The organism is Saccharopolyspora sp. MMCC62, from assembly GCF_057736575.1.
On sequence record NZ_JBYKCM010000008.1, the window covers coordinates 204,229 to 229,573 of the forward strand.

Here is a 25,345-nt window from a genome sequence, read left to right on the forward strand (position 1 = left end):
CGCACCTCCGATCGGTCCGAGCCTAGGCCTCCCGGACGCACCCGAATAGGCCCCGGACGGCGAAGGGCCGCGGAACCGTCCGGTCCCGCGGCCCTCGGCCGAGTCGCGATCGGGTCAGGCGACCTGCGCGGTGTCGATGTGCACCGGCAGCTTCGGCTTCCCGTCGCCCTGACCGGTGTCGTCACCGGCGGCGGCGACCTTGTCCACGACCTGCAGGCCGGGCTCGCCGACGGTGCCGAACACCGTGTACTTCGGCGGCAGCTGCGAGTCGCCGTAGACGATGAAGAACTGGCTGCCGTTGGTGTTCGGCCCCGAGTTCGCCATCGCCAGCGTGCCCCGCGGGTACGTCGGCTGGGAGTCGACCTCGTCGGCGAACGAGTAGCCGGGACCGCCGGAACCGGTGCCGGTCGGGTCACCGCACTGCAGGACCTTCAGGCCCTCGGTGGTCGTCAGCCGGTGGCAGTCGGTGCCGTCGAAGTACTTCGACTGCGCGAGGTGCGCGAAGTTGTTCGCCGCGCACGGCGCCTTGGCGTAGTCCAGCGTGACCGGGATGGCGCCCTGGCCGGTGCTCAGCGTCACCTGCTGGGTCTTCGGCGCATCCGCGCCAGGGGACTCCGGGAGGTCGACCGGCTTCGCCGCGGGCTCACCCGGGGTCGGCTGGTAGACGCAGCTCGGTGCCGCCGCCTCCGACTCACCGCTGCTGTTGATGAAGTACACGACGCCCGCCACGGCCAGGATGACCACCAGCACCGTGGCGCCGAGAGTCATCATCCGACGTCGCTTCGCCTGCTCCGCACGCTGCTCCAACTGCCGTTCGAGCTTGCGCTTGGCGTTCTGGCGACGTTGTTCGTTGCTCGGCACCTGCTCCCTCCCCGGGGGCTCCGACACGATCAGGACACCGTGAGTTTATGGGCCGCCCGGTTCCACGGAACCGGCAGACCGTGCGGGACGATGTTCTAGGCTGAACAGGCCACGGCCCGCCCGTCCGCGGCGGTCGATGATCTCTCGTGTTGGACGACGAAAGGCGCACGCGTGCTGGTGCTCGGGTTCCCCGCCGGACCTCTGCAGGCGAACTGCTACCTGCTCGCCGCGGGCGACGGCGCGGACTGCGTCATCGTCGACCCCGGCCAGGAGGCGACCGAGGCGCTGGAGGAGCAGCTGCGCGAACACCGGCTCGACCCGGTGGCGGTGCTGCTCACCCACGGGCACTTCGACCACGTCTTCTCCGCGGGCGAGGTGTGCCGCGCGCACGACGTGCCCGCCTGGATCCACCCGGCCGACCGGTACATGCTCACCGATCCCGCCGCCTCGATGGGCCCGCAGGGCGCCGAGCTGTTCGAGGCGCTGCCGCCGCTGGTCGCGCCCGGTGACGTCCGGGACCTCGGCGACGGCGACGTGCTGGAGCTCGCCGGGCTCGAACTCGGCGTCACGCACAGCCCCGGCCATACCGGCGGGTCGGTGCTGTTCGGCGTCGGCACGGAGGAGGGCGGTCGGCTGCTGCTGGCCGGGGACACCCTGTTCGCCGGCGCCATCGGACGCACCGACCTGCCGGGCGGCGACCACGGGACGATGCTGCACACGCTGCGCACGCGCATCCTGCCGCTCGTCGACGACACGGTCGTCCTGCCCGGCCACGGACCCACCACCACCATCGGCCGCGAGCGCGCGAGCAACCCGTTCCTGCAGGACCTGGCTCCCGCCGACCGGTGACCCACCCAGCTTGAGGACAGCGAAGCACCCCTGATGAGCACCTTCACCGCCCCCAAGGGCATTCCCGAGTACTACCCGCCGGAATCCGCCGGGTTCCTCGCCGTGCGCGACACGCTCGCCGCCGCGGCCCGCCGCGCCGGGTACGGCTACGTCGAACTGCCCCTGTTCGAGGACACCACCCTGTTCGCGCGCGGCGTCGGCGAATCCACCGACGTGGTCAGCAAGGAGATGTACACCTTCGCCGACCGCGGCGGCCGCTCGGTGACGCTGCGCCCCGAGGGCACCGCGGGCGTGATCCGCTCGGTCATCGAGCACGGCCTCGACCGCGGGCAGCTCCCGGTGAAGCTGCAGTACAGCGGCGCGTTCTTCCGCTACGAGCGGCCGCAGGCCGGCCGCTACCGGCAGCTGCAGCAGGTCGGGGTGGAGGCGATCGGCGTGGACGACCCGGCGCTGGACGCCGAGGTGATCGCCATCGCCGACGAGGGCTACAAGCGGCTCGGCCTCACCGGCTACCGCATCGAGCTCAGCTCCCTCGGCGACGCCGCCTGCCGGCCGGACTACCGCGCGAAGCTGCAGGAGTTCCTCGGCGGGCTGCCGCTGGACGAGGCGACCCGGCAGCGCGCCGAGCTGAACCCGCTGCGGGTGCTGGACGACAAGCGGCCCGAGGTGCGCGAGCTGGTGGCCGACGCCCCGCTGATGGTGGACCACCTGTCGGCGGAGTCGAAGGAGCACTACGAGCAGGTCAAGCAGCACCTGACCGACCTGGGCGTCGCGTTCGTGGAGAACCCGCGGCTGGTGCGCGGCCTCGACTACTACACCAAGACCACCTTCGAGTTCGTGCACGACGGGCTCGGCGCCCAGTCCGGCATCGGCGGCGGTGGCCGCTACGACGGGCTGATGGCGGAGCTCGGCGGCGCGGAGCTGTCCGGCATCGGCTTCGGCCTCGGCGTGGACCGCACCCTGCTGGCCTGCCAGGCCGAGGGCATCGAGGTCGGGGATCGGACCCGGTGCGAGGTGTACTGCGTGCCGCTGGGCGAGGCCGCGAAGCGGCGCCTCGTCACCGTCGCGGCGGGCCTGCGCGACGCCGGGGTGCGCACCGACGTCGCCTACGGCGGCAAGGGACTCAAGGGCGCGATGAAGGCCGCCGACCGCTCCGGCGCCCGGTTCGCGCTGGTGCTCGGCGAGCGCGACGTCGAAGCGGGCAGCGCGCAGCTCAAGGACCTCGGCACCGGCGAACAGCGGGCGGTGCCGCTGGACGAGCTGGTCACCCAGGTCGCCGCGGCCGTGGCCGAGCTATGACCGAACCCGCGGACGCGCCCGTCGAGACCGTCGGGCTGGACCTGCTGGACCGCGCCACCGTGCGCAAGCGCGCCCGCAACGTGGTGATCGCCGCGCTGGTGGTGGCCGCCGCGTTCGGCGGGATCGTCGGGCTCGTCGCGGGCCCGGTCGGGTTCGCGGTGGGCACGGCGGTGGTGGCGGTGCCGCTGCTGCTGCTCGCGCTCAGCGAATCCCGCAAGACGACCTGGCTGCACGGCGGCTCGGTCTCGGTGCGGGCGTTGGGCACCCGGACGGTGGACCTGCGGACGGCGGACCGGCTCGACCTGGTGATCACCGACGTGCGCGGGATGCGGACGGTGAGCCTGCTGGTCGGTGGACCGCCGAAGGGCAAGGCCGTGTCGGTGGCGCTGGCGATGTACGCGGGCACCGGCGGGCGCGAGCTCGGCGTGCTGGCGCTGCGGCGCATCGCCGACGCGTTGGCGTCCATCGGGGACACGCACGCGCTGGTGCTCTCCGAACTGGTCGTGGCCCAGCTGAAGTCCGAAGCGAGGGGCGACGGCGCGGCGGCCCGCCCGCTGTACCGGCTCGCCTCGCTGGCCCCGCAGGGGCGGATGGCGCAGAAGCTGAACCCGCAGGCCGTCGCCGGTTTCGTCACCACCCTCGACTGATCGGGTGCGCGGCCCGCCTGCCGGGCGGGCGGGCCGCGCACCCGGGTGCTACGCGCGGGTCCCGCCCGTTTCGCGGGACGCGACCAGCGCCGCGATCAGCGTGGTGATCGGCACCGCGGCGACCAGGCCGATGCTGCCCACCAAGGTGCGCACCACCTCCTGGGCGACCGCCTGGGTGCTGATGACCTCGCCGAAGCCGCGGCCCGACAGCGAGTACGCCAGCAGCAGCGGCAGCGACGCACCCGCGTACGCCAGCACCAGCGTGTTCACCGCCGACGCCACGTGGTCCCGCCCGATGCGCAGCCCCGCCTGGTAGAGCTTCCGCCAGCCCATCGTCGGATCGGCCCGCCGCAGCTCCCACACCGCGCTCGTCTGGGTGACCGTCACGTCGTCGAGCACGCCCAGCGCGCCGATCACGATGCCCGCCAGCAGCAGCCCCCGCGCGTCGATCGGCGTGCCCAGCGCGGCGATGAGGGTCGAGGTGTCGTCGTCGAGCCCGGTCAGCTGCGTCGTCGCCGAGAACAGCACGCTGAGCCCGCCGATCAGCGCCAGGCTCAGCAGCGTGCCGAGCACCGCCGTCGAGGTGCGCGCGGAGAACCCGTGCGTCAGGTACAGCACCACGAACATGATCAAGCCGGAGCCGACGACGGACACCAGCAGCGGGTTCTCCCCGGCCAGGATCGCGGGCAGCACGAACCCGATCAGCACCACGAAGCTCAGCACCAGCGCGCCCAGCGCCGCCAGGCCCTGCCAGCGGCCCAGCAGCAGCACCGCCACCGCGAACACCAGGCCGAGCACCAGCAGCGGACTGCCCCGCTGGAAGTCCACCACCTGGTAGGACGACTCCTCCTCCGGGTTGGCGCCCGCGTACGACAGCACCACCCGGTCGCCGACCGCGAACCGCGGCGTGCCGGGCTCGACGGGCATCACCTGGGCGATGGTCCGGCCCGGGGTCGGCCCGTCCGACATCCGCACCTGGAGGGTGACGCAGCCGCCCGAGTCACCGCAGCCGCCCGCCGCGGAGGCCACCACCTCGCCGTTCACCGGGTACTGGCCGAGGCCCAGGTCGGCGCCGGTGCGCTGCTGGTGGCCGAACGGGTAGAGCAGCAGGGTGCCGATGATCGCGGCGAGCGCGAACGGCACCAGGGCGACGGCGAGCACGCGCTTGACGGTGCGGGAGGCGGGAGGACCGTCGTGTCCGTGTCCGTGTCCGTGTCCGTGTCCGTGTCCGATGGCGGTGGCGCCGGTGCTCGGGCCGGGGTCGGCGGGCGGTGCCTCGGCGCGCGTGCCGTCGTCCGGTCCGGCCGCCGCGCGGGCCCCGGTCCGCTCGGTGCGGTCGCCCGGTGGACGCCGACGTGCGCGTGCGCGCCCGGGATCTCCGGGGCCCTCGTCCGGGTTCCGCCTCGGGTCGCGGCGGCGCCCGGGATCCGCGGGGGTGCCGGGGCCGCTGCGCCTGCGTTCGCCGCCGGGCGCGGGTTCGCGGGGGCCGGGCTCCTCGCTGCGCCTGCGCCTGCCCGGTTCGGGGCCGCCGGTGTCGCCGCTCGGTTCGTCCGGGCGTCGCCGCCTGCCGCGGGGCCCGGTCGCGTCGGGATCGGCCGGGCGGCCCGGTTGCGCGGGATGCGGTCCGGTCCGCGGCTCGCCGGGTTCTCCCCGGGGCGGGGGCTGGGCTCGGGGGCCGGGCGGCGGTCCGCCTTCCTCCGGTCCGGGGCGGCGCGGGGGCCGGGGTCGGCCGGGGCGAGGTCGGCGATGCTCTCCGCCGCCGGGAGACCCTGCTGGAGGCACGTCGGTCACCCGCCAATCGTATGGGGTGGCGCCGGGGCCGCATCGACTCTCCGCCGTCGCACGATCACCGCAGCGCACCGGCCGTCGGATGCAGCTCGATCGAGTGAGGTGCGACCCCTGGACACCGAATCGAATGTGTGTTCGACTCGAATCATGCGGTGGGAGAAGCAGCGAACGGCGGGGGCGGACCAGCGGTTGCCGCTGGACCTGGACGAAGGTCGCGGCGGCGGCCGGGCCGGGCTCGCGGAGCCGGGACCGGGCCCGGTGGCCGCGGGGACGGACGAGGCGATCGCGATCGAGGTGCAGGCGAAGACGATCATCAACCGGGTGCCGGGGGAGTCCGGTGTGCCGTTCCGCTGGACGATCAACCCGTACCGGGGCTGCTCGCACGCCTGCCGGTACTGCTTCGCGCGCCGGACGCACACCTACCTGGACCTCGACTCGGGTCGTGACTTCGACAGCAAGATCGTGGTGAAGGTGAACGCGGGCGCCCTGGTGCGGCGGGAGCTGGCCCACCCGCGCTGGGCCGGTGATCCGATCGCGATGGGCACCAACACCGATCCGTACCAGCGCGCGGAGGGGCGGTACCGGCTGATGCCGGAGATCATCGCCGCGCTGCGGGACCGGGCGAACCCGTTCTCGGTGCTGACGAAGGGCACGTTGATCCTGCGGGACCTGGAGCTGCTGCGGCAGGCGGCCCGGGTCGCGCCGGTCTCGGTGGCGGTGTCCCTCGGCTCGCTGCACGAGGGGGTGTGGCGGGAGGTCGAACCGGGTGCTCCGGCGCCGGCGCGGCGACTGGACGTGGTGCGCAGGCTGACCGAGGCGGGCGTGGGCTGCTCGGTGATGATGGCGCCGATCCTGCCGGGCCTCAGCGACGCGCCGGAGCAGCTGGAGGAGACGGTCGCCGCGCTGGTGGCGGCGGGCGCCACGAGCATCACGCCGCTGGTGCTGCACCTGCGCCCCGGCGCGCGGGAGTGGTACCACGCCTGGTTGAGCGAGCGGCGTCCCGATCTGCTGCCGCTGTACGAGCGGCTGTACCGCCACGGCGCCCATCCGCCGAAGTCCTACCGGGACGGCGTGGTCGAGCGGGTGCGGGCCGCGCAGCGGCGGCACGGGATGTGCACCGACCGGCCGGACGACGGGTTCCGCCTGGTGGCGGGGAGTGCGGCGCCGGCCGGGGGAGGCGGTGGTGCCGATCAGCTCACGCTGTTGTGAGCCGGGGCCGCCTCGGGGCAGAGGTCTGGTCCAACTTCGGCGGAATCGGCGCCGCCGGTGAATCCGCGGTCGGGGGACTCGTGGTTTCCCGGTTCGGCCCGGTGATTTCCGGACTCGCGATCCGGCGCTGAAAATCGTTGTCGAAATACCTACTAAAGTAGGTCGGATGCACTGAGTTCTTCTGCGTGAACTAATCCTGCCCCTGGCTGAAATCCCTGGTCGATGATTCATTTCGAAGGGAAGATGACTACTCTGAGTGTCGGAAGCTGATCCGCTGAACGAGTGACCGAGTCAGGTGATTGCGGCGGCACGAACACCGGCAGGCGCGGTTCGGGCGCCGGGAGCTGCCGTCGCCGACCCGTCCGGCGGAGTCGTGCCCGTGCGGCCGCCCGTCCGAACGCTCGGCGTCCGCTCGGGTTAGCCAGGCCGCCCGTCGCGGCTGCCCGTGCCCCGGCGCGGCCCGTCGGCTCGGTCCGCTGCGGCCGCCCGTGCCGCGGCTCGGCTCGGCCCGCAGCGCCTGCCGCGACAGCCGTCCCGGGCTGCCCCGGCGGGGCCTGTACATGCTTCGACGGCCCCCGGTGGAACCGGAGGCCGTCGGGAAGCGGGGGTGCGCCGGAGGCTCAGCGCCCGTCGAGCAGGGCGCGGCGCGACGGCTGCCAGCGGACGCCGAACACGCCCATGCCGAAGTCCAGCGTCACCGCGTGCGTGCGGGCGTGCCGGTCCAGCGACAACGGCTTCGGTGGTGCCACCTCGTTCGCGGCCGAATCGCCGACGAAGCTCTCCACGTGGTCGGGCGGGCAGGCCGGGTCGAACTCCAGCTCCACCACGTACTGCCGCACCGGCAGCCGGAACAACCGGCAGAACGTGTACTCCGGCTCGTTCGCGCCGGTCGGCATGTCCGAGATCTCGTACTCGAGCAGCATCGTCTCGCCGCGCTCGAGCGGCCGGTCGAACAGCAGCTCCGCCACGATCACGTCCCGGGCGTGGTCGGTGAGCACCTGCCCGATGCGGCAGGACCGCAGCGGCCGGATCGTCGGTGATACCGGGCTGGTCGACGCGCCGTCGAACATCACCACCCAGCGGTCCGCCCCGTTCGCCTCGGCGCGCACCAGCTTGCTGGCGCGCACCATGCGCTGATCGCCGTAGGCGTCGATGTGCACCACGTCGTGCTGCGACAGCCGGGTCAGCTTGCTGTCGTGCGTGGTGTCGATCCTGGTCAGCAGCTCCACCGCGGACTCGTTCTCGGACCACAGCTCGCTCAGCGGCGGCGCGTCGTGCGCGGCCTGCCGGGTGCGGCCCCGTGGTCGCGGCGGGCCGAGCAGGGCCGACAGCGCGCCGTCCGGGATGCCCAGCACGTTCTCCAGCTGTTGCAGCGCGAGCAGCGAGTCGGGGCGTTCGGGCCGCCTGCGGCCGGATTGCCAGTAGCTCAGCGCGGTGATGCTCACCGGCGTGCCGCGGGTCTGGAGGCGGTGCTGGATGCGTTCCAGGCTCAGCCTGCTGGCGCGGATCGCCGCGCGCAGCGCCACCTCGAACGGTCCGGTTCGCAGGAGATCAGCGAGCTCGGGCGATACCTGTGGGGCGGGCTCGCTGCGGACGGCTGTGCGCGACGTGGAACGGATGTCGGTCTTCGGACCGGTCATGGTTACTCCTCGTGTCCGCCGAACTCGCGAACTTACGCTAATGAGTGAGACTCAGCCACGCAACGATCAAGTTTCGGTTCCACCCACCTACTAAAGTGTGAGGCGAATTCGCGCGCTTTGTGTTCAGCCGAGCGTCCTTTGCTCCGCCTGGCCCTCTCCACTTCGCCGAGTGCGCGAGCCGGAACTCCCGGTGCCGTTCTCGAACCGCGGTTCGCGGATCGAGCGGATCGGCCGGAACGTGAATGCCGGAAACCCGGCGCCGCGCACCACGTCGGGGGCGGTCCGCCGAAACGGCCACCGGCGCGCGGAAACCTGCTGGACGGCGCGCCTGCCACGTTGGATAGCCTGATGACTCTCACGTCCGCGGTCGCCACCGAGCCGTGCCGCGCCCGGACGTCGCAGCACCGCCGCAGGGCGGTTGTCGCATTCGTCGACCTGAAGAGGAGCTCAGTACCCGTGATGCGCACGCACGAGGCCGGATCGCTTCGCGCCGGTCATGCCGGGCAGTCCGTCACCTTGGCAGGCTGGGTTGCGCGCCGCCGCGATCACGGTGGAGTGATCTTCATCGATCTCCGCGACGCTTCGGGCGTCGCCCAGGTGGTCTTCCGCGAAGGCGAGATGGCCGAGCGCGCCCACCGGCTGCGCGCCGAGTTCTGCGTCCGGATCACCGGTGACGTGGTGCGCAGGCCCGAGGGCAACGAGAACACCGAGATCGGCACCGGCGAGATCGAGGTCTACGCCACCGAGCTCGAAGTGCTCTCCGAGTCCGCGCCGCTGCCGTTCCCGCTGGACGAGCACCTCGAGGTCGGCGAGGAGATCCGCCTCAAGCACCGCTACCTGGACCTGCGCCGCTCCGGCCCCGCCCGGATCATGCGGCTGCGCAGCGACATCAACCGGGTCGCCCGCGAGGTGCTGCACGAGCGGGACTTCGTCGAGATCGAGACGCCGACGATGACCCGCTCCACCCCGGAGGGCGCCCGCGACTTCCTGGTGCCCGCGCGCCTGCAGCCCGGTTCCTGGTACGCGCTGCCCCAGTCGCCGCAGCTGTTCAAGCAGCTGCTCATGGTCGGCGGCATGGAGCGCTACTTCCAGATCGCGCGCTGCTACCGCGACGAGGACTTCCGCGCCGACCGGCAGCCGGAGTTCACCCAGCTCGACATCGAGATGAGCTTCGTCGAGCAGGACGACGTCATCGAGCTCGGCGAGCGGATCGTCGCGGGCCTGTGGAAGCTGATCGGGCACGAGATCCCGCTGCCGATCCCGCGGATGACGTACGCGGACGCGATGGCCCGCTACGGCAGCGACAAGCCGGACCTGCGCTTCGGGCTGGAGCTCACCGAGCTCACCGAGTACTTCGCCGACACCCCGTTCCGGGTGTTCCGCGCGCCCTACGTCGGTGCGGTCGTCATGCCGGGCGGCGGCAGCCAGCCGCGGCGGCAGCTCGACGCCTGGCAGGACTGGGCGAAGCAGCGCGGCGCAAAGGGCCTGGCCTACGTGCTGGTCGGCGAGGACGGCACCCTGTCCGGCCCGGTCGCCAAGAACCTGTCCGACGCCGAGCGCGACGGCCTGGTCGCGGCGGTCGGCGCCAACCCCGGTGACTGCGTGTTCTTCGCCGCGGGCGAGCGGTCCCCCTCGCGCGCGCTGCTGGGCGCCGCGCGGCTGGAGATCGGCGAGCGCTGCGGGCTGATCGACCACGACGCCTGGTCGTTCGTGTGGGTGGTGGACGCGCCGATGTTCGCGCCGATCGCCGACAGCGACGACGTCGCGGTGGGCAGCGGCCGCTGGACCGCGGTGCACCATCCGTTCACCGCGCCGAACGCGGACTGGGCGGAGACGTTCGACGAGGACCCGGAGCACGCGCTGGCCTGGGCCTACGACATCGTCTGCAACGGCAACGAGATCGGTGGCGGCTCCATCCGCGTGCACCGCGCGGACGTGCAGGAGCGGGTGTTCTCGGTGCTGGGCATCTCCGAGGAGCAGGCGCAGGAGAAGTTCGGCTTCCTGCTCGACGCGTTCAAGTTCGGCCCGCCGCCGCACGGCGGCATCGCCCTCGGCTGGGACCGGATCTGCATGCTGCTGGCCGGGGCCGACTCGCTGCGCGAGGTCATCGCCTTCCCGAAGAGCGGCGGCGGTTTCGACCCGCTGACCTCCGCGCCCGCCCCGATCACGGCGGAGCAGCGCAAGGAGGCCGGGGTGGACGCCAAGCCGGCCGCGAAGGGCACCGACCCGGTGCCGACCGAGCAGCTCACCGAGAAGCAGAGCTGACCCGGCGGCCGCCGGGCCGACAGCAGGTGCGGGGCCGCGCTGCACGAGCAGCGCGGCCCCGTTCGTCGCCCGGAGCCGGTTCGCGCGCGAAACGATGCAACGCGAGCGCGGCTCGGTTCCGTCGGGATGACGTGGGAGCGCCGGACCGGTGCGCGACGGTCTCGCGGGCCCGGTTCCGGGTACCCGCCGGCGCAGGTGGGGTTCAGCCGAGCGAGCACGTGCGGTGCGCGCGCCGCTACCAGCGGTGGCGTACTTGACCGGTCTTGCCCGTTCGGGTTCAGGTTGTGGGGGTAGTGTCTGGAGACGATGAGCGTGGAGATCACTTCCGGCCCTCCGGAGGTCCGTGTGCCCGCCAGCACCACGGTGACCGACACCGTCGGCACCGCCGAAGCCGTGCTCAGCAAGCGCATGGGAGCCCCGGTCCGGCTCGCCGACGCCGAGGACCTCGGTGGCAGCGAGCGCTCCGTCGTGCTCCGCGTGCGCGTAGCCGAGACGCCGTACGAGCTGCCGCGCACCCTGGTGCTCAAGCACTACGGGGAATGCCCGGAGGAAGCCCGCTCCGATCCGTTCGCGCACGAGGCGGCGAGCTGCCAGCTGGCGACCGCGCTGCCCCCGGAGATCCGCGTCGGTCCCGAGCTGATCGCGCACGACGCCGAACGCCGGCTGCTCGTGCTGGAGGACCTGGGCCGCGGTTCCACGCTAGAGGACGTGCTGTTCGGTGAGGACCCGCGGGCCGCCGAGCGGGCGCTGCTGGCGTGGGCGCGGGCGCTGGGCAGGCTGCACACGACGCTGGCCGGCCGGGAGGCCGACTTCGAGGCGCTGATGCGCCGGGTGGGCGCCAAGTCCTGCGCGGACCCGGTGGCCGAGGACATCGTGCGGTCGCTGGAGGACCTGCCGGAGCTGATCGAGCAGTCCCTCGGCGTGCGCACCCCGCCGGAGGTGTCGGCCCGGCTGCAGTCGGCGGCGGAGCTGCTCGACCAGAGCCGCTACCGCTCGTTCAGCCCCTCGGACATCTGCCCGGACAACAGCCTGGTGACCGGTACCGGGGTGCGGTTCCTGGACTTCGAGTGGGGCTGCGTGCGGGACGTCGCGCTGGACGCGGCGTACCTGCAGTACCCGTTCCCGTCGTCCTGGTGCTCGTACTCGCTGCCGGAGAACCTGTCGGACGGGATGCTGGCGACCTGGCGCTCGGAGATCGCCGAGGTGTGGCCGGAGCTCGACGACGACGAGGTGCTGCTGCCCCGCCTGTTCGACGCGCAGGTGCTGTGGGTGTGGGTCTCGACGTGGTGGTTCCTGCCGCGCACGGGGGAGTCGGACCGGCCGATCGACCTGCACATGCCCTCGCCGCGGCGGAGCACCGCGCTGGTGGACCGCTGGCGCAAGCTGCGGGACGACGCCGTGGAGTGCGGTGAACCGGGGCTGGCCGGCTACGCCTCCTCGATGGTCGACGCCCTGGTGGAGCGGTTCGGGGCGGGCGCGCTGCAGCTGCTGCGCTACCCGGCGTTCCGCGACGAGGAGAAGTAGCCCTGTTCCTTCCCGGCCTCGCGCACCGCCCGGGGCGCGGGGCCGTTCACGTCGACGTGATCCCGGCGTCACGGGCTGGACATCCGGATTTCGTTGAGATCTCATCGAGATGAATCGTGCCGCCCCCAATGTGCTCGAACGGGTTCAAGTTTCGGTTTCTGGTCCAGCACAGGTAGCGAAACGTGCATGTGGAGCGCTGTTCGAGTGCCTCGCTTGCGCCCTCCGGGTGGAGGTCCGATTGTGCGCATTAATCTTTCTTCATCTTTAGGGCGATGATCACCCTTGCATTTACACTGGGTGAGTCGGATACGTTGTGTCGAGCAACCGGAAGGCGCCTTCCCGCAGTGGAGTCGCCTCGGATGCGGACAGCGGAGCGAATCCCGCCGCACTCGTGCGGGAACCTCCGAGTCACGGGACGTATCGGCCGGGCACCGTCGCCCCCGACATCCCCATCGGCCGCAGGCCACCAGTGCACGTCGCCCCAGGAGGCACCATGCGTATCAGGATCGTGAGGGCGGGACTGTTCCTGCTGTTCACGGTTCTGCTCGCAGTGGTCGTGCCGTTCCAGTCGACGCTGTGCGCGGAACTGGCGGTCCGCAACACCTCCGAGATCAAGACCAACGAGATCAAGGAGCACAGCGAGAAGGTCCGCCAGCGCCCGGCGGCGACCTCGCCGTCCCGGCGCGAGGCCCGCACGCCCGACCCGCGGGAACCGCTGCCGCGGTCCTTCCGCGAGGACCTCGCCGCGCGGCACGCCCCGCTCGGCTCCCGCCTCGGCGGCCACCCCTGCTCGCAGCGCGACGCGCACTGCGTACGGGAGAGACACGCTCCGGCAGTGCTGCAGGTCTACCGGCACTGATCGGTGTTCCGCGAACGGAACACCGAAACACCGTGATCTCCCTCGACGCTCAGTGAGGCGGCGCAATGAATTTCGAACACCTGGTGGACCACGCGCGTCGGCACCCGCGCACGATCTCCGAAGCACACCGTCGGGAACTCGCTTCCGGGCAGCAGCCCGTCGCGCTGTTCATCACCTGTTCGGATTCGCGAGTGATGCCCTCCCGCATCACCGGGGCCGAACCGGGAAAGCTCTTCGAATTGCGCACCGCGGGCAACGTGGTGCCGCACTACGTCCCGGATTCCGCATCGAGCGAAATGGCGACGATCGAGTACGCCGTGCTCCAATTGCGCATTCCGGAGATCGTGGTCTGCGGGCATTCGCACTGCGGTGCCGTGACCGCGAAGTGCGTGGCCGGGTGCGGCCTGGAACAGCTGCCCGCGCTGCGGACCTGGCTGGGCACCGGCGAACCGCCGCAGACCGCGCCGGTCGGGCCCGACCCGGCGGTGCGCTCCGAGAGCAAGGCCCACGTCCGGGAACAGCTGGACACGCTGTTCGAATACCCGTTCATCCGGGACCGGGTGGCGCAGGGCGACCTGCGGGTGCACGGGTGGTTCTACGAGATCGACACCGGTCTCGTGTTCCGCAGCCCGGACCGCACTCCGGATTCGCCCGCCGACGTGGATTTCCTGCCGCTGTGATCACGGCCGCGCACCGACGCGCGGTATGTGCGGCATTCGGCGCAATTCGCTGAACCGAACACCTCAATGCGGATCCGTCGGGGTGCGCGCTCGGAATGGGGCGCGCACCGGCGGTTCCGATCTCGGCGTCCCGCGATCGCGCGGAACGCCGGTCCTCCCGAGCGGAACGGGCGCGGCCGCCTGCCGCGCGCGACCGACCTGCGGCGCTCCCGCGGGCTCGCGCGCCACGGCCGTGGCCCGCCGCTCAGCGCCCGACCGCGTGCGAACGCGGCCGCGGGCGTCTACCCCTCAGACATCAACGGAGAGTGCATCGTGACCACTCAGACCAACGCGTCCGCCGAGCGGCGCACCGGTTCCGGAGTCCCGCAGTGGCCCAAGGGGACCTTCGGCGCCGACTTCGGCGCATCCCTGGTGGTGTTCCTGGTGGCGCTGCCGCTGTGCGTCGGCGTCGCCGTCGCCTCCGGCGTGCCCGCCGAGCTGGGCATCATCACCGGCGTCATCGGCGGCATCGTGGTGGGCCTGCTGCCCGGCAGCACCATGCAGGTCAGCGGTCCCGCCGCGGGCCTGACCGTGCTGGTCGCCTCGGCGGTGTCCGAGCACGGCCTCGGCACGCTCGGGGTGATCGTGCTCGGTGCCGGGCTGATGCAGATCGTGATGGGCATCGGCCGCATCGGGACCTGGTTCCGGGCGATCTCGCCCTCGGTCGTGCAGGGCATGCTGGCCGGCATCGGCCTCGTGATCATGCTCGGGCAGCTGTACCCGGTGGGCGGGCTGGAGCAGCCCGCGCACACCGCGGAGAAGTTCGCCGGCCTGCCCGGCCTGGTCGTCGCCATGTTCACCACCCCGCAGGGGCTCGCCGGGCTCGGCGTCACCGTCGTCACCCTGGTGATCCTGTTCGGCTGGCAGAAGATGCCGGAGAAGGTGCGCGGCATCCCCGCCGCGCTCGTCGCCGTCGTCGTGGCCAGCGCCGGGGTGTGGGCGCTGGGCCTGCCGCTGAAGATGACCGAGGTCGGCTCGCTGCTGGAGACCATCAACATCCCCACCGGCGAGGCCTGGGCCGCCGCGGTCACCCCCGCGGTGATCGGCTCCATGATCACGTTCGCGTTGATCGCCTCCGCGGAGAGCCTGTTCAGCGCGGCAGCCGTGGACCGCATGCACGACGGGCCGAAGACGCAGTACAACAAGGAGCTCATCGCCCAGGGCGCGGGCAACGCGGCGTGCGGCCTGCTGGGCGCGCTGCCGATGACCGCGGTGATCGTCCGGTCCGGCGCGAACGTGCGCGCCGGGGCGAAGACGAAGGCGTCCCGCGTGCTGCACGGCGTGTGGCTGCTGCTGTTCGTGATGGCGCTGCCCGGAGTCCTCGGCTTCATCCCGACCGCCGTGCTGGCGGCGCTGCTGATCCAGGCGGGCTGGAAGCTGCTGGAGCTGAACAAGGTCGTCGAGATGCTGCGGACGAACCGGCCCGAGGCGCTCGTGCTGGTGCTGACCGCGGTGATGATCGTGTCCACCGACCTGCTCATCGGCACCCTGATCGGCCTCGGCGCCGCGGTGATCAAGACCGCGTTCGACGTGTCGCGGCTGTCGGTCAAGGAAGAGGAGGGCGACGACGGGTACCTGCGCCTGGAGTTCGGCGGCAACGCCACCTTCCTGCGGCTGCCCAGGCTGCTGGAGCGGCTGGAGAACGTGCCCGCGGACCAGAGCGTGCACCTGGACCTGAGCACGGTGCGGCACCTGGACCAGGCGTGCCACCAGGCGGTGCAGAACTGGGTCGCGCAGCGCGAGCGGGACAACGCCCGCACCGAGGTGGCCATGCCCGCGGGCGTGCGCTGACCACGGCCGTGCGCGAGCCGCGCCGGAGGAGCCCCCAGCGGGCACCTCTGGCGCGGCCGCGTCGGGGCTCCCGGGTAGCGTCGACGGGGTGAGCGACGGGCTGTTCGACGAGGGGTTGTTCGGCGCCGAGACCGAGGACCGCGCCGGGGAGAAGCTGGCCGAGAACGCGCCGCTGGCGGTGCGGATGCGGCCCCGGTCGCTGGACGAGGTCCTCGGCCAAGGCCACCTGCTGGGCGCAGGGGCGCCGCTGCGCAGGCTGGTGGAGGGCGCGGCCCCCGCGTCGATCCTGCTGTACGGCCCGCCCGGGACCGGGAAGACGACGCTGGCGAACCTGGTATCGCGGGCGACGGGCCGCCGGTTCGTGGCGCTCTCGGCGCTGTCGTCGGGGGTGAAGGAGGTGCGCGCCGTCATCGAGGAGGCGCGCCGCCGCCTCGGCCGCTCCGGCGAGGCGACGGTGCTGTTCATCGACGAGGTGCACCGGTTCTCCAAGACCCAGCAGGACGCGCTGCTGGGCGCGGTCGAGGACCGCACGGTGCTGCTGGTGGCCGCGACCACCGAGAACCCGTACTTCTCCGTGGTGGCGCCGCTGCTGTCCCGCTCGCTGGTGCTGCAGCTGCGCAGCCTCGACGAGGACGACGTGCGGGAGCTGGTGCGGCGCGCGGTGACCGAGGAGCGCGGGCTGGCCGGGGAGCTGGAGCTCGCCGACGACGCGCTGGAACACCTGGTGGCGCTGGCCGGCGGGGACGCGCGCCGCGCGCTGACCGCGCTGGAGGCGGCCGCCGAGTCAGCCGCGTCCACCGGTTCCGGCCGGATCGACCTGGCCACCGTGGAGGCCACGGTGAACCGGGCCGCGGTGCTCTACGACCGGGGCGGGGACCAGCACTACGACGTGGTGAGCGCGTTCATCAAGTCCATCCGCGGGTCTGATGTGGACGCCGCGCTGCACTACCTGGCCCGCATGGTGGAAGCGGGGGAGGACCCGCGGTTCATCGCGCGCCGCCTGGTGGTGCACGCCAGCGAGGACGTCGGCATGGCCGATCCGACGGCGCTGCAGGCCGCGGTGGCCGCTTCGCAGGCCGTGCAGTTCATCGGGATGCCGGAGGGCAGGCTGGCGCTGGCGCAGGCCACGATCCACCTGGCGACGGCGCCGAAGTCGAACGCGGTGATCACGGCGATCGACGCGGCGATGGGCGACGTGCGCGCCGGGAAGTCCGGGACGGTGCCGCCGCACCTGCGCGACGGGCACTACGCGGGCGCGCAGAAGCTCGGCAACGCGAAGGGCTACCGCTACCCGCACGACCGCGCCGAGGGCGTGCTGGAGCAGCAGTACGCGCCGGACGAGCTGGTCGGCACCGACTACTACGAGCCGACGGTGCGCGGCGCCGAGCGGGTGCTGGCCGAGCGGGTCCCGAAGCTGCGCGGCATCGTCCGCGGGGAGTGAACCGCGGGGCGACCGGGCACGGGCGGCCGAGCGTCCGGGTGCCGAGCGTCCGGGAACCGGGCGACCCGCAGCCGGGCACCCGGCCACCGAGTGCCCGGCGGCCGAGCGAGCCGCGGCCGGAACGGCAGTGACCTGGCGACCCGCACTCCGCCGACCGCACCTTGAAGACACCCCACTCCGCCGACCCCCACTCCGCCCACCCGCAGCACCGCCCACCCGCAGCACCACCTATCCCCAGCCCCCGGCCGGCGGCGACCGGCCGAGCAGCACCCGCCCGACACAGCACCGAAGGAGCCACCGTGCGGATCGTCGTGACCCGGAACCTCCCCGAAGCGGCCGTGGCGCTGCTGCGCACCGCGGGCGAGGTGCACGTCTGCGAACGGGACAGCGCGCTGGACCCGGCGGACCTGCGCCGCGAAGTGGCCGGGGCCGACGCGGTCGTCGCGATGCTCGGCGACCGGGTGGACGCCGCGGTCGCCGACGCCGCGGGCCCGCAGCTCAAGGTCGTGGCGAACGTGGCCGTCGGCTACGACAACCTGGATGTGCCCGCGCTGACCGGCCGTGGCGTCACCGTGACGAACACGCCCGGAGTGCTGACCGACGCCACCGCCGATCTCGCGTTCGCGCTGGTGCTGATGGCGACCCGCAGGCTCGGCGAGGGGGAGCGGCTGATCCGCTCCGGCACGCCGTGGTTCTTCCACCTCGGGTTCATGCTGGGCACGGGCTTGCAGGGCAAGACGCTGGGGATCATCGGCCTCGGCGGGATCGGGCAGGCCGTGGCCCGCCGGGCGCGCGCGTTCGGCATGCGCATCGCCTACTCCGGGCGTCGCCGGGCCACCGACGCGGTGGAGGCCGAGCTCGACGCCCGGTTCCTGCCGCAGGAGGAGCTGCTGCGCGAGTCCGACGTGGTCTCGCTGCACTGCCCGCTGACCGACGGGACCCGGCACCTGATCGACGCCGCCGCGCTGGCCGCGATGAAACCGTCCGCGGTGCTGGTGAACACCAGCCGCGGCCCGGTGGTGGACGAGGCGGCGCTGGCCGCGGCGCTGCGCGCGGGCCGGATCGCCGCGGCCGGGCTGGACGTGTTCGAGGAGGAACCGGCCGTGCACCCGGAGCTGCTGGAGCTGGACAACGCGGTGCTCGTCCCGCACCTGGGCTCGGCGACCGAGGAGACGCGCACGGCGATGGCCGAGCTCGCCGCGCGCAACGTGGTCGGCGTGCTGACCGGGAACGGCCCGGTCACCCCGGTGGCGGCTTGACCGTCGGACGCGCCGACGAACCGGAAGCGCTCGCCCGGGGGTGGCACGGTAACGTGACGCGCGATCAAGACACCGGCGAATCCTCGTCGGTGGCAGGAAAACCACGTGGAAACCGGGAGGGCACGTGACGCCCACGCAGATCGCCGCGCTGATCGTCGCGGGCGCGTTCGTGCTGCTGGTCGTGCTGCTGGCGATCCCGCTGGTCAAGCTCGGCCGAACGCTGGACGAGGCGACCGTCGCGATCCGCAAGGCGCACGAGAACACCGACCCGCTGTTCACCGGGGCCAACTCGACCCTGACGCACGTCAACACCCAGCTGGAGCGGGTGGACGGCATCACGGCCAACGCCAAGACGGTCAGCGGCAACGTCTCGGCGTTGTCGTCGCTGTTCACGGCTACACTGGGTGGCCCGTTGGTGAAGACCGCGGCCTTCTCGTACGGGGTGAGCAAGGCTCTCCGAGCTCGCCGCAAGCGCAAGGAAGAGCCGTGGGGCAAGCACTCCCGTCGCAAGGGAGGACGCAAGTGAGGCGGATGTTCTGGTTCGGGGCCGGTATCGCCGCAGGCGTGTTCGTGACCCGCAAGGTCAACGAGACCGCCCGCAAAGCGACCCCGAGCGGCGTCGCCGAGCAGCTCGGTGGCGCCATGCGCGAACTCGCGGGGGCCGTCGGCTCGTTCGGCGCGGACGTGCGCGCCGGGATGAGCGAACGGGAGCAGGAGCTGCAGGACGTCGTCGACGGCACCTCGGTGCCGCGGTGGCAGTCCGAGCCCCGCGCGATCGACGCTCGACCGGCGGAAGGCCGGGTTCGCCCGGCCGCTGATGGTGTGCGCGCACCGGCTCGGCGAGCTCGCCGGGCGGAACGCTGAACGGCGGGCGTTCCGGGGAACCGGTGCGGCCCGATCCGGCTCACCGGTAGCGGACCGCCCCCGGTTCCCCGAACGCCCCGCCCACGCGTCCCGCCGCGACCCCGAACCCCGACCCCGCAGCACCCTCCGAAGGAACCACCGTGCAGACCCACGAGATCAACCACCGCTTCACCGAGCACTTCCGCGGCACCGGCCACACCGTGGTGCCCAGCGCCTCCCTGATCCTGGACGACCCCACCCTGCTGTTCGTGAACGCGGGAATGGTGCAGTTCAAGCCGTACTTCCTCGGTGACGCCCCGGCGCCGTACCCGCGTGCGACGAGCATCCAGAAGTGCGTGCGCACCGGCGACATCGACGAGGTCGGCAAGACGACCCGGCACAACACGTTCTTCCAGATGGCGGGCAACTTCTCCTTCGGCGACTACTTCAAAGAAGGCGCCATGGAGCACGCGTGGAAGCTGCTGACCTCCTCGGTCGCCGACGGCGGTTACGGCATCGACCCGGAACGCCTGTGGGTCACCGTCTACGAGCACGACACCGAGTCGGCGGCGCTGTGGCGCAACACGACCGGCATCGACCCGGCCCGCATCCAGGTGCGCGGCGCGGAGGACAACTACTGGGACATGGGCGTGCCCGGCCCCGGCGGCCCCTGCTCGGAGATCTACTACGACCGCGGCCCGGACTACGGGCGCGAGGGCGGCCCGAACGTCGACGAGGACCGCTACATCGAGATCTGGAACCTGGTGTTCATGCAGGACATTCGGGGTGAGGAGAGCCCGAAGAAGGGTGCTCCGCTGCTCGGTGAGCTGCCGACGAAGAACATCGACACCGGCATGGGCGTCGAGCGGGTCGCGTGCCTGCTGCAGGGCGTGGAGAACGTCTACGAGACCGACCTGGTGCGCCCGGTGATCGCGAAGGCCGAGGAGCTCTCCGGCCGCCGCTACGGCGCGAACGCCGAGGACGACGTGCGGTTCCGCGTGATCGCCGACCACGCCCGCTCCGGCGTGATGCTCGTCGGCGACGGCGTCACCCCCGGCAACGAGGCCCGCGGCTACGTGCTGCGCCGGTTGCTGCGCCGCATCGTGCGCTCCACCCGCCTGCTGGGCGTGCAGGAGCCGGTGCTGGGCGAGTTCACCCAGGTCGTGCGGGACGCGATGGCGCCGTCCTACCCCGAGCTCAAGACCGAGTTCGAGCGGATCGATTCGGTGATCCGGAACGAGGAAGAGGCGTTCCTGACCACCCTCACCGCCGGCTCGAAGATCTTCGACGTGGCGGTCGCCGACACCAAGAAGGCCGGTGGGGAGCAGCTCGCGGGCGCCAAGGCGTTCCAGCTGCACGACACCTACGGCTTCCCGATCGACCTGACCCTGGAGATGGCCGCCGAGCAGGGCCTGGCCGTGGACGAGGTGGGCTTCCGCGAGCTGATGGGCGAGCAGCGCCGCCGCGCCAAGGAGGACGCGAAGGCCCGCAAGACCGGCCACGGCGACCTGTCCACCTACCGCACGCTGCTGGACCAGCACGGCACCACCGAGTTCATCGGCTACACCGACCTGGAGTCGCAGAGCCGGGTGCTCGGCCTGCTCGTCGACGGCGTCCCCGCCAAGTCGGCGGCCGCGGGCACCGAGGTGGAGCTGGTGCTCGACCGCACCCCGTTCTACGCGGAGGGCGGTGGCCAGATCGCCGACACCGGCACCCTGGTCGGCCCGGGCGTCGAGGTGCGCGTGTCCGACGTGCAGCGCTCCGTCCCCGGCCTGTTCGTGCACCGCGCGAAGGTCGTCTCCGGTGAGCTGGGCGTGGACACCGAGCTGGAGACCGCGGTGGACCGGGACCGCAGGCGCGCCATCGAGCGCTCGCACTCGGCGACGCACCTGGTGCACGCGGCGGTGCGCGGCGCCTACGGCAAGCGGGCCGCGCAGGCCGGGTCGCTGAACTCGCCGGGCCGGATGCGGTTCGACTTCACCGCGCCCAGTTCGGTGTCGGCCTCGGTGCTCAGCGGCGTGGAGGAAGAGGTCAACTCCTACCTGCAGAACGACGTCGAGGTCTCGTCGTACACCACGACGATGGACAAGGCGATGGAGCTCGGCGCGATGGCGCTGTTCGGCGAGAAGTACGGCGACCAGGTGCGGGTGGTCGACATGGGCGACTACTCGCGGGAGCTGTGCGGTGGCACGCACGTGGGCCGGATCGGCCAGCTCGGCGTGGTGAAGCTCGTCGCGGACTCCTCGGTGGGGTCCGGCGTGCACCGGGTCGAGGCGCTCGTCGGCATGGACGCGATGCGCCACATCAGCAAGGAGCACCTGCTGGTCACCCAGCTCGCCGAGCAGTTCAAGGTGCCCGCCGAGGAACTCCCGGAGCGCATCGAGGGCGTCGTCGCCCGGCTGCGCGGTGCCGAGAAGGAGCTGCAGCAGCTGCGCGTGCAGCAGGTGCTGTCCTCCGCCGGTGACCTCGCCGGACGCGCCGCCGACGTGCGCGGCGTGAGCCTGGTCGCCGAGCAGGTCCCGGACGGCGTCGACGGCGGTGCGCTGCGCGCGCTGGCCGGCGAGGTCCGCGGCAGGCTCGCCGGGCGCCCCGCGGTGGTGGCGCTGTTCGCCGCCGACCCGGCCGAGGGCAAGGTGTCCTTCGTGGTCGGCATCAACGACGCCGCGCGGGACCTCGGTCTCGCCGCGGGCAAGCTGGTCCCGTCGTTCGCCGCCGAGGTCGGCGGTCGCGGTGGCGGCAAGCCGGACATGGCGCAGGGCGGTGGCTCGAACCCGGCCGGAGTGCCCGCCGCGATCGAGGCGCTGCGCCGCGCGCTGGACGGGTCGGTCCAGGGGTGACCTCAGGACAGCGGGGCGTCGGCCCGGCGGCCGACGCCCCTGACCCGGGAGCGGGACGCCGGATCGGGGTGGACGTCGGCGCGGTGCGTGTCGGGATCGCGCTCAGCGACCCGGCACCGATGCTGGCGACCCCGCTCGTCACGCTCCGGCGAGATGTGGACGCGGAGAGCGACCTGGTGGAATTGACCCGCTTGGTCGCCGAGCACGAGGCGGTCGAAGTCGTGGTCGGCCTGCCGAAGACGCTCGCGGGCAGGCACGGCAGTGCCGCCGAGTCCGCCCACGCGTACGCCGAAGCACTGGCCACCAGGATCGATCCGATCCCGGTGCGCTTTCACGACGAACGGTTGACCACGGTCACGGCGAGCCGCATGCTCTCCCAACGGGGGGTTCGCGGCAAGCGACAACGCGCCGTGGTCGACCAGGCCGCCGCAGTGGAGATCTTGCAGGCATGGCTTGACGCCCGGTCGCAGACCACCTGAGAGGACCTTTCGTGAGCGACGATCTCGGCCTGTTCGCGGACGACGCGGGCGAGCCGCCACGGCGCAGCCGCAGGGAGGTCCGCGAGCAGCGGGCCGAACTGCGCCGCCGGAAGCGACGCGGTTCGGTGACCGCCCTGGCCGGACTCCTCGTCCTGCTGCTGGTGGGCGGGGGCGTGGTGTACGGCGCCATGCAGATACTCCAGATCGGGTCCTACGACGACTACCAGGGCGAGGGCACCGGTGAGGTGATCGTGGAGGTCTCCTCCGGCGACACCGTCAGCGCCATCGGCCAGACCCTGTCCAAGGCGGACGTGGTGGCCTCCTCCACCGCGTTCACCAAGGCGGCGCAGGACAACAACCAGATCAACAGCATCCAGCCGGGCTTCTACCTGATGAAGTCGAAGATGTCCGGCGCGGCTGCGGTCAGCTACATCCTGTCGCCGGAGGCCAAGACCGGCCGCATCGAGGTGCGCGGCGGACAGCGGCTGGAGGACCAGCAGAGCCCCGACGGCGGCAAGACGCCGGGCATCCTCACCAAGCTCGCCGAAGCGACCTGCACCGGTGACGAGAGCAAGTGCACCACCTCCGAGCAGATGCACGAGGCCGCGGGCACCGCCGACCTCGCCACGCTGGGCGTGCCGGACTGGGCGATCGAAGGCGCGTCGAAGGCAGAGCCGGAACGGCGGCTCGAAGGGCTGATCATGCCCGGCATCTACGACGTGAAGCCCGGCGAGCCGCCCCAGGAGGTGCTGCGCCAGGTGGTGACGAAGTCCGCGGCGCTGCTGGAGGCCGCGGGTCTGCCGCAGGCCGCCGACGGCACCGGGCGCTCCCCGTACGAGCTGCTCACGATCGCCTCGCTGGTGCAGAGCGAAGGCATCGAGCGGGACTTCGACAAGGTCTCCCGAGTGATCTACAACCGCACCACCGATCCGCAGATGCGGCTGCAGTTCGACTCGACGATCAACTACCCGCTGGACAAGCCGACGCTGCTGACCAAGCCGGAGGACCGCCAGCGGGAAGGGCCGTACAACAGCTACCAGAACTACGGCCTGCCGCCGACGCCGATCTCCACGGTGAGCACGGCCGCCGTGGCCGCGGCGGAGAAGCCGGCCGACGGCACCTGGGTGTACTTCGTGAAGTGCTTCCCGGACGGCACGTCCTGCTTCGCCACCACGATGGCCGAGCACGACCGCTACATCGTCGAGGCGCAGCAACGTGGCGCGTTCTGATCCTGCGGGGCGCAAGGCCGCCGTGGTCGGTTCGCCGATCGGGCACTCCTTGTCGCCGGTGCTGCACACCGCGGCCTACCGCGAGCTGGGCCTGACCGGCTGGAGCTACGAGCGGTTCGACCGGGACGCCGACGGGCTCGTCGAGCTCGTCGGGTCCCTCGGACCGGAGTGGGCGGGCCTGTCGGTGACCATGCCGGGCAAGCGCGCCGCGCTGCGCCTGGCGAAGGAGGTCACCGACCGGGCCGCCGCGGTGGGCGTGGCGAACACCCTGACCCGGCTCGGATCGGGGGAGTGGGCGGCGGACTGCACCGACGTGGACGGCGTGACCGGCGCGCTGCGGGCCGCGGGTGGCTTCACCGGCGGCCACCGGGCGCTGCTGCTCGGCGCGGGCGGCACGGCCGCCGCCGCGGTCGCCGCGTTCGCGGAGCTGGGCCTCGCGGAGCTGACCGTGGCGGTGCGCGAGCCCGCCCGGGCGCGGGACGTGGTGCTGACCGCGGAGCAGGTGGGACTGCGGGTCTCGGTCGAACGGCTGGACGCGCTGGACCTGGGCGCTGCGGCGTCCGAAGTGGACGTCCTGGTGTCCACGTTGCCCGCGGGTGCCGCCGACGCGCACGCCCCGGAGCTGGCGCGGGCGGCCTGCGTGCTCGACGTGATCTACCACCCGTGGCCGACTCCGCTGGCCGACGCGGTGTCCGCCGCGGGCGGGCGGCTGGCGACCGGGCTGGACATGCTGCTGCACCAGGCGTTCGGCCAGGTCGAGCAGTTCACCGGCAGGCCTGCTCCGCGTGCGGCGATGCGCGACGCGTTGCTGGCGGCCACCGGCGGAGAACTGGCCCTCCCGCTCTGATCCCGCGGCCTCCCTCTGGCTGGAAGGACGAGATCGTCCCGTCCGTTCGGCTGATCCGCCGATGCGGGGACTTCCCTAGCCTCGCTCTCGCAGGAGATCACCGAACGAGGAGCGAGCGATGACCCGATCCACCCGCCGGACCCGGGACGGACGAGCAGTGCTGCTGGGGGTGCTGGGGGCGATCACGCTCGCGGCGGCGCCGGTGGCCTCGGCCGCGGCCCAACCCGAGATGGAACCGATGATCGTCGGCGGGCACGACGCCACCGAGCAGTACCCGTTCATGGTGTCGCTGCAGCTCACCGGGAACGGCGGCCACTTCTGCGGCGGTTCGCTGATCCGCCCGGACTGGGTGGTGACCGCCGCGCACTGCGCCGCCGGGCAGCAGCCGGGCGACGTCCAGGCGCGGGTCGGCAGCGGGGACAACAGCACCGGCGGAACCCTGGTGGGAGTGTCGGAGCTGATCGTGCACCCCGGCTACGCCGGGGAGCAGCCCGGGAACGACGTGGCGCTGGTGAAGCTGGACCGGGCCGTGGAGCAGCAGCCGATCGCGCTGGCCGCCGACTCCGGTGCGCCCGGCGACGCGACCCGGATCATCGGCTGGGGCGTCACCTGCGACGACCGGGAGCAGTGCCCGGAGCTGCCGACGACGCTGCAGGAGCTGGACACCGAGCTCGTCCCGGCCGACCGGTGCACCAGCGGCATCGACGACGCCACCGAGCTGTGCACCGACAGCCCCACTGAAGGCGCTCAGGGGTGCAACGGCGACTCCGGCGGACCGCAGCTGACCGGGGAGCCCGGGCGCTGGGAGCTGATCGGGGCGACCAGCCGCGACGGCGACGAGAGCCCGATCTGCGGCACCGGCACCGGGATCTGGACCGACCTGACCGCGCACGCGGACTGGATCGAGCAGAACGCGGTCTGATCGCCGCGAGCCGGAACGACGGCGGGGGTGGTGCCGG

21 protein-coding genes are annotated in these 25,345 nt (G+C 72.5%); 18 read left to right on the top strand and 3 right to left on the bottom strand.

All coding sequences use genetic code 11. The features are described 5' to 3' along the window. Window positions 1-114 precede the first annotated feature (114 nt). Window positions 115-861: a peptidylprolyl isomerase gene (locus tag AC29IT_RS19805; RefSeq protein WP_358436278.1), complete on the bottom strand. Its 747-nt coding sequence runs from the start codon at window positions 859-861 to the stop codon at window positions 115-117. Between the two features lie 171 nt (window positions 862-1,032). Here AC29IT_RS19805 and AC29IT_RS19810 point away from each other — a divergent pair, with 171 nt between their 5' ends. From AC29IT_RS19810 to AC29IT_RS19820, 3 genes are read left to right on the top strand one after another with little or no spacing between them, the layout of a single operon-like run. Further along, window positions 1,033-1,710, top strand: a complete 678-nt coding sequence (locus AC29IT_RS19810) for an MBL fold metallo-hydrolase (RefSeq protein ID WP_358436276.1) — start codon at window positions 1,033-1,035, stop codon at window positions 1,708-1,710. 33 nt (window positions 1,711-1,743) lie between these two features. Then, entirely contained in the window at window positions 1,744-3,009 is a 1,266-nt protein-coding gene (gene hisS, locus AC29IT_RS19815) for a histidine--tRNA ligase (protein WP_358436274.1), read from the top strand. Continuing rightward, window positions 3,006-3,656, top strand: coding sequence for a hypothetical protein (locus AC29IT_RS19820; RefSeq protein WP_358436272.1), 651 nt, complete (start codon window positions 3,006-3,008; stop codon window positions 3,654-3,656). The genes hisS and AC29IT_RS19820 overlap by 4 nt, the downstream gene beginning before the upstream one ends. Window positions 3,657-3,704: 48 nt before the next feature. Here the strand turns inward: AC29IT_RS19820 and AC29IT_RS19825 are convergent, their stop codons facing one another. Beyond that, the gene (locus AC29IT_RS19825) at window positions 3,705-4,817 is read right to left on the bottom strand and encodes a YibE/F family protein (protein WP_358436270.1); all 1,113 of its coding nucleotides are present in this window, start codon (window positions 4,815-4,817) and stop codon (window positions 3,705-3,707) included. 774 nt (window positions 4,818-5,591) lie between these two features. Here AC29IT_RS19825 and AC29IT_RS19830 point away from each other — a divergent pair. Then, the gene (locus tag AC29IT_RS19830; RefSeq protein WP_358436268.1) at window positions 5,592-6,653 is read left to right on the top strand and encodes an Rv2578c family radical SAM protein; all 1,062 of its coding nucleotides are present in this window, start codon (window positions 5,592-5,594) and stop codon (window positions 6,651-6,653) included. A gap of 620 nt (window positions 6,654-7,273) precedes the next feature. Here the strand turns inward: AC29IT_RS19830 and AC29IT_RS19835 are convergent. Then, entirely contained in the window at window positions 7,274-8,293 is a 1,020-nt protein-coding gene (locus tag AC29IT_RS19835) for a hypothetical protein (protein ID WP_358436265.1), read from the bottom strand. Between the two features lie 456 nt (window positions 8,294-8,749). Here AC29IT_RS19835 and aspS point away from each other — a divergent pair, with 456 nt between their 5' ends. The 14 genes from aspS to AC29IT_RS19905 all read left to right on the top strand — a co-directional run bounded on the left by aspS (window position 8,750) and on the right by AC29IT_RS19905 (window position 25,308). After that, window positions 8,750-10,558, top strand: a complete 1,809-nt coding sequence (aspS, locus tag AC29IT_RS19840; protein ID WP_488219737.1) for an aspartate--tRNA ligase — start codon at window positions 8,750-8,752, stop codon at window positions 10,556-10,558. A gap of 306 nt (window positions 10,559-10,864) precedes the next feature. After that, the gene (locus AC29IT_RS19845) at window positions 10,865-12,082 is read left to right on the top strand and encodes a hypothetical protein (protein ID WP_358436259.1); all 1,218 of its coding nucleotides are present in this window, start codon (window positions 10,865-10,867) and stop codon (window positions 12,080-12,082) included. Between the two features lie 493 nt (window positions 12,083-12,575). Continuing rightward, window positions 12,576-12,941, top strand: coding sequence for a hypothetical protein (locus AC29IT_RS19850; protein WP_488219738.1), 366 nt, complete (start codon window positions 12,576-12,578; stop codon window positions 12,939-12,941). Between the two features lie 65 nt (window positions 12,942-13,006). Further along, window positions 13,007-13,621, top strand: coding sequence for a carbonic anhydrase (locus AC29IT_RS19855; RefSeq protein WP_358436254.1), 615 nt, complete (start codon window positions 13,007-13,009; stop codon window positions 13,619-13,621). A 312-nt stretch (window positions 13,622-13,933) separates the two neighbouring features. Further along, window positions 13,934-15,451, top strand: coding sequence for a SulP family inorganic anion transporter (locus AC29IT_RS19860; RefSeq protein WP_358436251.1), 1,518 nt, complete (start codon window positions 13,934-13,936; stop codon window positions 15,449-15,451). Between the two features lie 88 nt (window positions 15,452-15,539). Continuing rightward, on the top strand, window positions 15,540-16,892 hold the full coding sequence (locus AC29IT_RS19865; protein WP_358436248.1) for a replication-associated recombination protein A: 1,353 nt from the start codon (window positions 15,540-15,542) through the stop codon (window positions 16,890-16,892). Window positions 16,893-17,191: 299 nt separating this feature from the next. Further along, complete coding sequence (locus tag AC29IT_RS19870; protein WP_488219739.1) at window positions 17,192-18,151, top strand: 2-hydroxyacid dehydrogenase; 960 nt, start codon at window positions 17,192-17,194, stop codon at window positions 18,149-18,151. Between the two features lie 124 nt (window positions 18,152-18,275). Continuing rightward, window positions 18,276-18,677 (top strand): DUF948 domain-containing protein, encoded by a 402-nt coding sequence (locus AC29IT_RS19875; RefSeq protein WP_224962481.1) that lies wholly within the window; start codon window positions 18,276-18,278, stop codon window positions 18,675-18,677. Then, the gene (locus tag AC29IT_RS19880) at window positions 18,674-19,015 is read left to right on the top strand and encodes a hypothetical protein (protein ID WP_358436243.1); all 342 of its coding nucleotides are present in this window, start codon (window positions 18,674-18,676) and stop codon (window positions 19,013-19,015) included. Before AC29IT_RS19875 ends, AC29IT_RS19880 begins: the two co-directional genes overlap by 4 nt. Before the next feature lie 140 nt (window positions 19,016-19,155). Continuing rightward, window positions 19,156-21,831 carry an alanine--tRNA ligase gene (alaS, locus tag AC29IT_RS19885; RefSeq protein WP_488219740.1) on the top strand — a complete coding sequence of 892 codons (2,676 nt, stop codon included), beginning with the start codon at window positions 19,156-19,158 and terminating at the stop codon, window positions 21,829-21,831. Window positions 21,832-21,899: 68 nt separating this feature from the next. Beyond that, window positions 21,900-22,310 (top strand): Holliday junction resolvase RuvX, encoded by a 411-nt coding sequence (gene ruvX / locus AC29IT_RS19890; protein ID WP_358436238.1) that lies wholly within the window; start codon window positions 21,900-21,902, stop codon window positions 22,308-22,310. An 11-nt stretch (window positions 22,311-22,321) separates the two neighbouring features. Next, window positions 22,322-23,539, top strand: a complete 1,218-nt coding sequence (mltG, locus tag AC29IT_RS19895; protein ID WP_488219741.1) for an endolytic transglycosylase MltG — start codon at window positions 22,322-22,324, stop codon at window positions 23,537-23,539. Further along, the gene (locus tag AC29IT_RS19900) at window positions 23,526-24,386 is read left to right on the top strand and encodes a shikimate dehydrogenase (RefSeq protein ID WP_358436232.1); all 861 of its coding nucleotides are present in this window, start codon (window positions 23,526-23,528) and stop codon (window positions 24,384-24,386) included. The genes mltG and AC29IT_RS19900 overlap by 14 nt, the downstream gene beginning before the upstream one ends. Before the next feature lie 118 nt (window positions 24,387-24,504). After that, the gene (locus tag AC29IT_RS19905) at window positions 24,505-25,308 is read left to right on the top strand and encodes a S1 family peptidase (RefSeq protein WP_488219742.1); all 804 of its coding nucleotides are present in this window, start codon (window positions 24,505-24,507) and stop codon (window positions 25,306-25,308) included. Window positions 25,309-25,345 lie beyond the last annotated feature (37 nt).

Excerpts from the sequence above, each read along its gene's own strand:
- hisS (WP_358436274.1), top strand. The coding sequence starts at position 1,744 with ATGAGCACCTTCACCGCCCCCAAGGGCATTCCCGAGTACTACCCGCCG.
- AC29IT_RS19820 (WP_358436272.1), top strand. The coding sequence starts at position 3,006 with ATGACCGAACCCGCGGACGCGCCCGTCGAGACCGTCGGGCTGGACCTG.
- AC29IT_RS19830 (WP_358436268.1), top strand. The coding sequence starts at position 5,592 with ATGCGGTGGGAGAAGCAGCGAACGGCGGGGGCGGACCAGCGGTTGCCG.
- AC29IT_RS19835 (WP_358436265.1), bottom strand. The coding sequence starts at position 8,293 with ATGACCGGTCCGAAGACCGACATCCGTTCCACGTCGCGCACAGCCGTC.
- AC29IT_RS19845 (WP_358436259.1), top strand. The coding sequence starts at position 10,865 with ATGAGCGTGGAGATCACTTCCGGCCCTCCGGAGGTCCGTGTGCCCGCC.
- AC29IT_RS19850 (WP_488219738.1), top strand. The coding sequence starts at position 12,576 with ATGCGTATCAGGATCGTGAGGGCGGGACTGTTCCTGCTGTTCACGGTT.
- AC29IT_RS19855 (WP_358436254.1), top strand. The coding sequence starts at position 13,007 with ATGAATTTCGAACACCTGGTGGACCACGCGCGTCGGCACCCGCGCACG.
- AC29IT_RS19905 (WP_488219742.1), top strand. The coding sequence starts at position 24,505 with ATGACCCGATCCACCCGCCGGACCCGGGACGGACGAGCAGTGCTGCTG.